This window comes from Archangium sp. (genome assembly GCF_036388035.1).
In the GTDB taxonomy this organism is placed as follows: Bacteria; Myxococcota; Myxococcia; order Myxococcales; family Myxococcaceae; genus Archangium.
Genome location: NZ_DASVSO010000131.1, coordinates 1 through 10,513, shown reverse-complemented (window position 1 = coordinate 10,513; position 10,513 = coordinate 1). Strand labels below are relative to the sequence as shown.

The window sequence follows — 10,513 nt, the reverse complement described above, 5'->3', positions numbered from 1 at the left end:
CACCACCACCAGCGCCACGACGATCCAATACGCGCTGCGCGCCCACACCGGCGAGAGCTGGAGCAGACTGCCCCGAGCCTCGGGTCGAGCATGGTGCGTCAGCGCTTCCTGCCGGAAGAGCTGCTGCGGGTTGTCGCTCATGTGCCCTTCTTCATTCGAGCCAGGCGCGAACGATACAGCCTCACCAGGAAGTCATGGAAGATGAGCTCCTGGGCCCGCTGGTCCTCCACCATCATGCGATTGACGTGCATGTGGAGGAAGCTGTCGGCCAACCGCTCGATGGGGACGGACAGGCGCCCCTCGCGCTCGGCCTGGCGCAGCCGCTCCACCACCGGACGCAGCCGCTCGCTCCGGCGCCGCAGGGCCACCAACCCCGCCTGGGCGGGACCCCGGGCGTCCGGGGGCGCCGTCAGCAGCGTCTCCAGGCCCCGGCTCTCGCGGCGGTAGCGCTGGCTGAGCTGATCCTCGAAGCGCTTGTCCACCCGGAACTCGGCGTGGAAGGCGGCGCGGGCGCGCTCCTCCACGGCCAGCTTGCCCTCCAGCGTCAGCCCCAGGTCGTCCAGCAGGGCGTCCATGCCCTTGATGGCCATGCGCCAGCGCAGCTCGGCGCCCGCGTCACCGGGGTAGGCCTGGAGCATGGACAGCACGGCCTCGCTGTCCGCGGTGAAGAGCTCCTCGGACAGCTCGACGCCGACGGGGCCGCCGTAGCGCTCCACCTCGCGCTCGTAGGTGTCGAGCTGCACGCGCCAGCCCGTCCCCTCGTCCAGGCTGGCCGCGCAGGCGGCGCGCAGCGCGGGCCACACCTCCGCGTCCAGCCGCGCGGGCGTCCCGTGGAAGCGCAGCCGCACATGCTCGTCGGGGTCCTTGTAGCGCAGGAAGAACCAGCGGTCCGCCGCGCCCGAGCCCGTCACCTTCTGGATGGCCTCGCCCACCGAGCTGCCCATCAGCCGGTCCAGGGTGGCCCAGCCACCGTAGAGCTTGAGGTAGAGCCACTCGGAGCCGGGCGGGAAGCGGCGGGGGGTGGAGCGCGGCACCGGCGCCGGAGCCGGGCGGGAAGCGGTGGGAGCCTGGCGCACGAAGGGCACCACCACCTCGTTCACGTAGCGGCCCTCGCGGCTCTCCACGCACAGCGCGTCGGGCCCGGGGAAGAGCTCTTCCAGCGTGGTGCGCGGGCGTCCCTTCACGAGCTGGACGAGCGTCTCCACGCTCAACGCGTTGTCCAGGTCCACGGGGAGCTGGTTGTCGCCGTCGCGCAGGCTCACCCACCGGGGCAGCCGCGCCTTCGCACGGAAGCGCTGCACGGCGGCGAAGCGCTGAGCGCCCTCGGCCTCGCCCCACTCGCGCAGCGTCTTGCCGTCGACGAGCCAGCGCGCCAGCGCGAGCACCGTCCGGCCACTCACCACCCGCGGCAGGAAGTCCGCGCTCGCCAGGGGGCCCCACTGGAAGCTCAGGCCCATGCGGTGCGGGTTCTGCATCATGCACAGGAAGCGGTACACGCCCAGGCCGTACGTCGTGTAGTTGTGCGCGTTGCTCAGCCGGGGGATGACCTCCTTGCCCAGCCGCTGCGAGCGCAGCACCACGCGGTTGCCCTCGACGGAGACCATCAGGTCCGTCAGCGCGATGCGCTCCTGCCCGTCCGCGCCCGACTCCCCGAGGAAGGCGATGTCATGGCGCCGCAGCTGGGGCCGGCAGATGACGTTGCCCATGCGGCCCTGCGGCAGGTGGACGATCTCCGCGAAGACGGCGTCCGGCCGCAGCGCCTCCTCGGCGCGCAGGTGCTCGCGGACGTAGCCGTCCAGCTCCTTGTCCCCGTGGCAGAAGCGCCCCAGGTAGATGGCGCCCGAGGGCCCATGGAGGTTCTCCAGCGACACCTGGAACTCGCCCCGGTCCACCGCCTCCGCGGAGCTCGCAACCACCGTGCCCACCACGCCGAAGGCATCCGGCAGCGGGCACGGCTCCGAGGTCTTCATCGCGGCCAAGTCCTCGGCGGTGAGCACCAGCTCGTGCCCCCCGGTGGCCCAGAGGGCTTCCAACCGGCGCAGCAGGTGCTTGTGGCGGGGCTCCCAGTTCGCCTTCTCGCCGCCCCCGCCCTCCTGGGGGAAGTAGAGGCCGGCCAGCAGCGGGCCCGTGGCCGTCCCGGGCGCCTTGGAGACGGCGAAGCCGATGCCGCTCTCCTCGTCCAGCGCCTCCACCAGCGGCACCGAGCGGCTCTCGTAGCGCTCCAGGAAGCGGGACTTGAAGCGATTGAGCGGATGGTCCTCGCGCTTGGGCGGGGTCATGGACTGCAGCACCTGCACGCCGCGCAGCAGCTCGTCCACCACTCGCGAGGAGAGGCTCGCCTCGGGCGCCGGGCGGAACATGTCCACCTGGAAGAGCCGGGGCAGCTCGACGGGTGTGGGCAGCGCCTCCAGGCTGCGCGCCACCTCCAGGTAGGCCGCCGGCGCGTGGCCCGGGGCCCCCGAGTCCAGTCGGGACAGCTGCTCGTGGACGCCCGTCAGCCGCTGCCGCACCTCGGCCAGCCCGGGGACGTCGCGCGTGCCCGCGATGAGGTGGGGCACGGGCTCGGCGCCGGTGACGGGCGCGGCCCAGGTGGGCACCAGGAGCTGCTCGGACACCAGCATCTCCACGAAGGGGCGGGCATCCTCCAGGGTGATGTCGGGATCGCTCGCCACCAGCGCGGCCGCCAGCTCCTGGAGCTTCGCGCCCCCGCGGGCCCGCTCCAGCGTGGCCTCCAGGTAGGGCGAGGGCTCCACGCCCACCAGGTGGTAGGAGCGATCTCTCCCGCGCACCCGCATCTCCAGGTAGCGCAGCCGGCCGCCGGAGCGGTAGAGGCTGGAGTTGGGCACGTAGCGCAGGGCGTCTCGCACCTCGGGGGTGGCGCGCACCTGCTCCACCAGGGCGCAGACGTAGTCCATGTCCAGCCGCGTGTGGCGGCGGATGGCGGTGCGCTCGGAGACGTGCAGCCGGGTGTGGGGGCCGATGCGTCCCACCGAGTTGCCGGCGAAGAGACCGAAGGGCGTGGCGCGACCGGCCATGCGCGCGAAGTAGCGCACCAGGGTCCGCTCCACCTTCTGTCCGCGCTCCGACTCCGGCGTGGACTCCCAGGCGGACAGGCTCTCGTCGAGCACCGGGGAGGCGATGAAGAGGGCCTCGCGCACCACCGGATCCGCCACCCAGCGGCGCAACCGCTCGCGCAGCGCGAGCTGATCCTTCTTCAGCGCCTCCTCGAGCTGCGTCCCGGAAGCAGTGGCCGCGCCGAGCTCCCGAGCCCATTCCACCAGGGCATCGAAGGGAAGCAGCGGGGTGCGGAAGGCAAAGAATCCCGATGGGGCGAAGGCCGGCAAGGCACGGGCTTCGTTCAGGGAATCAGTCATGATGGGGCACCCGGAGAGCGAGCCTTGGGAGGGAAAACCAAAGGATTCCACGAGGCCTGCGCGGGCATCAATGCCAGGGCGGGAATTCCCCCTACCCGCCTTGCCTGCCGTGCAGGCGACCGACTCCGGGAATCATGAACCGCCGGGTCTCCATCCTGGACCTCAGCCGCTCACGACCCACTCCGGATTCGGACTACCCCAGACCCCCCTCACGAGAGGCCTGGAGCGAAGGGCCACGTCGAGACTCCGACGCGGCCCGAGCGGACTACTCCGCCGCGGCCTGGTCGGCCAGCGTGATCACGATGGTGATCCAGCAGGTGCCACCAACGACGCCGTCGAGAAGGGCAACCTCGGAGTCGTTCAGGGTCTTGAGCGTCTCCTTCTTGAGGGACAGCTTCATGTTCAGCTTGTTCTGGTTGTCCATGACTCGCTCCTCGCTACGTGGGGTGGGCTGCGAGCAAAAAACCGGATAACCCGGCTCCCTCGCTCTCAGTGATTACTACGATAAGGAAGAGTTGTCCGCTTGTCAAACGAGTCAGCAAGCTCAGTGAAAAAAAACAGGCGGGCTGGTTCAGCGCGACGGGGGAAAGCTCACGGAGCGCGGACCGCGAGGCCCAGGCAGCATCAGGAGTCCCAAAAAAAAACTGCTCCAGAGGGAGGAAAACACCCCCTGGAGCAGTGTGCCGCACCGGCCTGTGCGAGGGACTCGCGGCGGCCAAGCGACGGCCCCACCGAGGAGAGACAGAGCCCTCCCGGGCGGGGGCAGGCGAATTACTCCGCGGCCTGATCGGCGAAGCTGATGATGATGGTGATGATGCAGGTGCCACCGACCACGCCGTCGAGAAGGGCGACCTCGGAGTCATTCAGGGTCTTGAGCGTCTCCTTCTTGAGGGAAAGCTTCATGTTCAGCTTGTTCTGGTTGTCCATGACCTGCTCCTCGCTACGTGGGGTGGGCTGCGAGCGAAAAAGCCGGATTGCCCGGCGCCCCCGCTCTCAGTGATTAATAAGATAAGAAATACTTGCCCGCTTGTCAAACGGGCCAGCAAGCTCAGTGAAAAAAAACATGCGGGCTGGTTCAGCACGACGGCGGGGGGAATCTCACCGAGCGCGGACCGCGAGGCCCAGGCAGCATCAGGAGTCCCAAAAAAAAACTGCTCCAGAGGGAGGAGAACACCCCCTGGAGCAGTGTGCCGCACCGGCCTGTGCGAGGAGACTCGCGGCGGCCAGGCGACGGCCCCACCGAGGAGAGACAGCCCTCCCGGGCGGGGGCAGGCGAACTACTCCACCGCGGAGTCGAGCGCGGTACGGATGACGATGGTGATGATGCAGGTGCCACCGACCACGCCGTCGAGAAGGGCGACCTCGGAGTCATTCAGGGTCTTGAGCGTCTCCTTCTTGAGGGACAGCTTCATGTTCAGCTTGTTCTGGTTGTCCATGACTCGCTCCTCGCTACGTGGGGTGGGGCTGAAGGCGGAAAACCGGCTAGCCGGAAAGTGCCGCTCTCAGTGAAAAAAGAATAAGAGAAACTACCCGAGCTGTCAAGCAAGCTACTGACGAATCACCTGGACGGCGGGGAAGCTCACTTGTTCGTGAGTTGGAGGGCCTCGGCCAGCAGGCGGTGGCAGCGCAGGCGCGACTCGGCATCCGGGGCGAAGTCCTTGAAGATGATCTCGTCGGTGCGGTAGCGCTCGCAGAGGGCCTGGAAGCGCTCGCGGCACTGCGCGGGGCTGCCCACGATCTCGAGCCCGGACTTGGGATCGTCCGAGGAGAGGCTGGCCAGCCGCCGGGCCTCGGCCTCGGTCTCGGCGCACAGGCCCGTGACGGCCACCACCCACCGCGGCTTGGGCATGTCCGGCCGGGGGCGGAACTCCTCGACGTAGCGCGCGGCGAGGCCCGCGTCGTCCCGGCTCTTCGGGTGGATGAGCGAGTGCCCGAAGCAGGTGCCGAGCGAGGCGGCCAGCGAGGCCGTCTCTGGACTCCCCGAGGCCAGCACCCAGACGGGAGGAGGCGCCACGCCCAGGGGATTGAAGTGCAGAGGGGACTCGCCGCGCAGGAACTCCAGGAGCGCCTTCACGCGCCGCACGTAGTCCTGGCGATGGTCCCCCACCATGGGCGCGCCGTCCCGCATGGCGGCCAGCACGGGCGGCTCGGCGCTCCCCGCCCCCACGCCCAGGTCGAGCCGTCCGGCGAAGAAGGCCTCCAGCACCTTGAAGACCTTGGCCACGCGCATGGGGGAGTGGAGCCCCATGAGGATGCCCGCCACACCCACGCGGATGCGCTCGGTGGAGCCGGCGATGAGGCCCATGAGGGTCTCGGGGCTGTGGTGCGCCAGGCCCAGCTCGTGGTGCTCGGCGAGCCAGTAGCGCGAGTAGCCCAGCGCATCGGCCTCGCGGGCCAGCTCCACGGACTCGTAGAGGCTCTCCGCGGGAGGCCGTCCCTTGCGGATGGGGCAGAAGTCGAGGATTCCGAGTCGCATGGGCTATGTCCCTGGCTTGGAGGCCCGATCGGGCGTGAGCGAGAAGAGGAAGGCCTGGTCCCAGTCCGGCTCGACGTTCGAGACGGCGGCCAGGAGCGCGAGCGCGGTGCCGGCGGCACCGAATTGGAGATCGGCCACGGCGCGCTCCGGCTCCTGGGCGAACTGGCCGAGCACGTAGCCTCCGACCCCGACGCCGGGCTGGCGCAGGGCCAGCGTGTGCCGAGTCCAGAGCACGGCGGCCTCCTCGAAGAGAGGCACGCCCGTGGCGCGGAACAGCCGGTGGAAGACGTGGGCGGTGCCCGCCGTGCCACAGCACAGGTTGGAGCTGTGCGGCCTGGGCTGGTCCAACGCCTCGCGCGCCACCTCGGTGGCCCACGTCAGCGTGCGGGCCCGCCATTCGGGGTGGCCCCACACCCGGGCGGCCCACCACAGCACCCCGACGATGCCGGGGTTGCCGGCGCACCAACTGAAGCGCGCGTAGGGGTCGGCGAAGGGCTCCTCCCCGTGCAGGTGCATGGGGAAGCGCGGAGGGCCCTCGGGCTGGGCCTGGCGCGCCACCCAGCGGAAGCCCTTCTCGAGCAGGGCCTCGGCCCGCTCCCGGGCCACCCCGTGCGCATGGGCCGCCGCGAGCACGGCGAGCACGGCGGGCACCCCGTGGGCCAGGCCCATCATGTACAGGCCCCGGGGGAAGGAGGCCTCGGGCCCGTGGAGGGCCCAGTAGGCCCGCGGCATGGGCCAGGAGACGCCATCCCCCTGGGGCTGGGCCAGCTCCTCCAGCTTCTCCACCACGCGCTCCAGCAGCCGGCGCCCGGAGGGATGGGGCATGCGCTCCAGGGCATACAGCCCGAGGCCCGCCACGCCATCGCGGATGTCACAGGGGTGCGGGAAGGGCGAGCGGCCCAGCTCCCGCTCCACCAGCTCATCCGTCGCCTCGCACAGCTCCTCCACGTCCAGGCCGGGGTGGTTCGCGGCGATGCGGGCCGCGGCCCAGCCCACGCCGCTCAGGCCCATGTGAAGCCCGGCCACCGGACGCCGCTCGCGAGCGAGCACGAAGAGCTCCGTGGCCCGCTCCAGGCACACCCCCACCTCGTCCAACAGGCGCGAGTCGAGGGTCCGGGAAACCATGTCGAAGAAGAGCGCGAAACCGGCATGGCCCGTCAGGAGATTGGGGGGCAGCTTCTCCCGCGGGGTGGCGACCACGTCCGTGACGATGTCCCGGAGGGCCTCCAGGGCCTGGGCCTGGAGGGAGCCGGAGAGCAGCGGAGTCCAGGAGGTGGGCATGGCTCAGATGCAGACGAAGGGGATGGGCCAGTGCCGGAGCTGATAGGGCAGCGCGACGAGCCAGTCGCCCAGTTGGAGGACGAGCTCCTCCTCACACAGGCTCTCCACCACCTCGCGGGTCGTCGGGTCCTCCCCCAGGTCCGCCAGTCGCTGGGGAGTGGCTAGGCGGGTGAAGATCTCGCGCAGGGGCCCCTCGTCCAGGGTGAAGCGGGACACCGCATCCGGCCCCGGGCGTGAGTCCTTGATGAACGCGAAGCCGGGCCCCGAGCGCCAGTAGCTCCCGCCGTAGGCGTGCGCCTCGTTCCACGCACGAACCACCTCGGCCTGGTTGCCCGACTCGGGCGGCTCGAGGTGCCGCAGCGCCCGCGCGCTCACCGGGCCCGAGACGTCCCCGTGCCAGCGCACCCGCACGCGCTGGGCCGTGCAGTCGCGCAGGAAGCGCAGGAAGTGGACGCTCCGCTCCGCCTCGCGCGGGCCAATCTCCATCTCCCAGGGCACCTGGACTTCCACCACGCCGCGGGCGACGAGCCGCTCGAGCTGCTGCGTGGAGGCCCAGGCACCGGGCGCGGGCCCCTCGAGCACCACGGCCACGGCGGGCCCCATGGGTCGGGCCTCCAGGGCCTGGACGAGCTGCTCCCATTGCTCGGGCTGGAAGGAGACCGCGAGCCGATCCACCCCTACCCTCTCCCCGGTGGCGAGCGCGGAGAGCGGGAGCGGCACCACCGCCCTGCCCCCGGGCCCATCCGACGGCAGGCCCTCGGGGCGTGCCGGGCTGGTCACCTGGGAGGTGGCGTTGGCGGGCTGGCGGATGCGCTGGAGGCTCGCGCGCACGGGCAGCAGGAGGAAGCGACCGTCCTCCTCGAAGACGAGCCCCAGCTTGCGCCACCCGGCGAGCTTCTGGGCGATCTCCTCGGGCGTCACCTCCTGGCCAGCCGTGCGCAACGCGCCCGCGGCGGTGGTGGGCGACTGGGGCCGCCGCAGCGAGCGGAAGAGGGCCACCTCCCACGGCGTCTCGAGGACGTGGTCCGCCGACGTCCAGCCCGCCCGACGGTCCCGGATGTAGATGCGCTGGCCGTCATCGCGGAACGTCAGGTCCCCGCGGTTGTAGTTCTCCCGCCACCAGGAGACGGCCTTGCTCAGTTGCTGGGTGATGTCCCCGCGGATGCCCTGGGCCGGGGTCTCGAAGAGGTAGGCCAGGTCCATCAGCTCGTTGTCGGGCAGCCCGTAGATGATGGGGTAGAAGCCGAACGGCTTGCGCTCGGAGAAGCCGAGGGCGAGGTTCTCGAAGTTGGGGCTGAAGCGCTCGAGCGCGATGCGGACGGCACCGCTGGGCGGCTGCAGGTGCACCAGGGCCGGCATCTGCGCGATGATGTCCGCGTAGTCCTCCGTCGTCTCGCCGGGGAAGCCGTACAGGTAGTTCCACGAGACGGTGAGCCCCTGCTCCTCGCACTCGCGGACGGTCTGCACGTTGTGGCAGCCGCCCACGCCCTTGGCCATCAGCTTGAGGACGTGGCTGCTCAGGTTCTCGATGCCCGGCTGGACGTTCACCACCCCCGCGGCTCGCAGGACGTTGATCTGATCCGCGGTGAGGTTGGACTTCACCTCGTAGTGCAGGCGCAGGTTGAGCCCCGACTGGGCGACGTGGGGCAGCAGGCCCTTGAAGTACTTATGGTCGATGATGTTGTCGACCATGATGACGTCGAGCGTCTGGTACTTCCGGACAGTCTGCTGCACCTCCTGCCAGAGCTGCTCGGGAGACTTGCTGCGGAAGGCCATCAACGAGCCATTGAGGCCGCAGAAGGTGCAGTGGTGCTTCTCGCCCCACCAGCACCCGCGCGCGCCCTCCATCACCAGCTTGGGCTCGACGCGGGCCCGCACCGGGGAGTTGGCCATGGCCGCGAAGTAAGCGTCATAGTTGGGCGCGGGAATCTCGGCGGACGGGAAGGCGTGCTTGCGATCCGGGTTGGAGACGTGCCGCCCCTCCTTGCGCCAGCACAGCCCTTCGATGCCCTCGAAGCCCAGGTGTCCGTTGAGCGCGTCCAGCACGTCCACGAAGGTCTGCTCGCCCTCGCCCCGTACGACGAAGTCCAGGAACTCGTAGTTGCGGTGCAGCGCCTCGCCCTGGGTGCCATCGCAGTTGGCCCCGCCCATCATCGTCACCACGTTCGGGGCGAGCTGCTTGAGGCGCCTGGCCAGCGCGAGCGAGGGGACGTTCTGCATGAAGGTGCTGGTGAAGCCGACCACGTCCGGCTTCATCGCGAGCACCTGGCTCGCCAGCCGCTCGATGAAGTCAGGCGTCCACCGGTGCAGTTCGAGCAGCACGTCCGACATGCCTCCGCGCGCCGCCTGGAGGTAGGCACCGTACTCGGCCACCTTCCACTCGGGCGTGCCGTGCAGCGCCGGGGAGAAGATCCAATCCCCCATGCCGAGGAAGATGCCCACGTCGGTGACCTGCTCGTAGTCCGCCGGCTTGAGCTTCCCCTTGGAGCGGGCCATCATGTACTCGGCCCACTTCAGGTGCGCGTAGACGTCCTGGACCTCATGGGCATCCCGGCACTTCTTCACGCGCTCGTGGAGGATGCCCACCGCCAGCGAGGGGGTGTCCAGCGAGTGCCACGGCATTGCCACCAAGACGATGCGCATTAGGAATATCCAGAACTTAGTGTTTCCATAAGTTTACACGAAGTTCTGGTTCCGAGTCGACAGTCCCAGGCCGCGCACCAGCAACGCCAGGTTGCCGAAAATGAAGGCCAGCAGCACTCCCGCCACCAGGAGGACGCCCCGGTCCGCGCCCGGCCGCTCCCCCTCGACGATGAGCCACAGCCGCCCGTCCTGGGGCCGCACCTCCCCCATCTCCCGCAGCAGCGTGAAGCCCTCGCGGTAGCGCTCCGCGTCCGCCTCGGCCAGCAGCCGCCCCCGGACCCCGAAGGGTCGCTGGTCGGGCTGACGTGGCACCCGCCCCGGAGCCCACTCCTCCCCCGGCAACGCGCGCCGGCGCACGAGGAACGGGGAGTCACGCAGGCCCACCACCACGTACACGTCCTCGCCCTCGCGGCCATAGGCGCCTCGGGCCGTGGGGAGGCCATGCACCTGGACGTAGCGGTTGGACTCCAGGAGCTCGTAGCGGTAGGCGCCCTCGGCGCCCAGCGTGAGGGGCGTGCGCGGCGAGAAGAAGTACGCCAGGTCCTTCCACAGCATGCTCAGCAACGCCCCGCCCACCACCATCGCGAGCACGGCCACCGGGGCCTTCACCCCCACCCCGCGCCGCCGCTGGCGGGCCTCCAGCTCCGCGATGCGCTGGTCCCGCTCCTGCTGCAGCTCCGAGTCGTTGGCCATGAAAAAACCCCGGTCCCCACCTTCGGGGAACCGGGGCTTTCTACCT

At 70.1% G+C, this 10,513-nt stretch carries 8 protein-coding genes; all 8 read right to left on the bottom strand.

The window, feature by feature from the left end:
- Positions 1-137: 137 nt before the first annotated feature.
- Complete coding sequence (locus tag VF697_RS05885; RefSeq protein ID WP_331092504.1) at positions 138-3,374, bottom strand: lantibiotic dehydratase; 3,237 nt, start codon at positions 3,372-3,374, stop codon at positions 138-140.
- A 265-nt stretch (positions 3,375-3,639) separates the two neighbouring features.
- Positions 3,640-3,798: a hypothetical protein gene (locus VF697_RS05880; RefSeq protein ID WP_331092503.1), complete on the bottom strand. Its 159-nt coding sequence runs from the start codon at positions 3,796-3,798 to the stop codon at positions 3,640-3,642.
- Between the two features lie 347 nt (positions 3,799-4,145).
- The gene (locus tag VF697_RS05875; RefSeq protein ID WP_331092502.1) at positions 4,146-4,301 is read right to left on the bottom strand and encodes a hypothetical protein; all 156 of its coding nucleotides are present in this window, start codon (positions 4,299-4,301) and stop codon (positions 4,146-4,148) included.
- Between the two features lie 350 nt (positions 4,302-4,651).
- Positions 4,652-4,810, bottom strand: a complete 159-nt coding sequence (locus tag VF697_RS05870; RefSeq protein ID WP_331092501.1) for a hypothetical protein — start codon at positions 4,808-4,810, stop codon at positions 4,652-4,654.
- A gap of 143 nt (positions 4,811-4,953) precedes the next feature.
- Complete coding sequence (locus VF697_RS05865; protein ID WP_331092500.1) at positions 4,954-5,850, bottom strand: MsnO8 family LLM class oxidoreductase; 897 nt, start codon at positions 5,848-5,850, stop codon at positions 4,954-4,956.
- A gap of 3 nt (positions 5,851-5,853) precedes the next feature.
- Positions 5,854-7,131 (bottom strand): lanthionine synthetase LanC family protein, encoded by a 1,278-nt coding sequence (locus VF697_RS05860; protein WP_331092499.1) that lies wholly within the window; start codon positions 7,129-7,131, stop codon positions 5,854-5,856.
- A gap of 3 nt (positions 7,132-7,134) precedes the next feature.
- Positions 7,135-9,774 (bottom strand): RiPP maturation radical SAM C-methyltransferase, encoded by a 2,640-nt coding sequence (locus VF697_RS05855; protein ID WP_331092498.1) that lies wholly within the window; start codon positions 9,772-9,774, stop codon positions 7,135-7,137.
- Positions 9,775-9,807: 33 nt separating this feature from the next.
- On the bottom strand, positions 9,808-10,467 hold the full coding sequence (locus tag VF697_RS05850) for a hypothetical protein (RefSeq protein WP_331092497.1): 660 nt from the start codon (positions 10,465-10,467) through the stop codon (positions 9,808-9,810).
- Between the last annotated feature and the right edge of the window lie 46 nt (positions 10,468-10,513).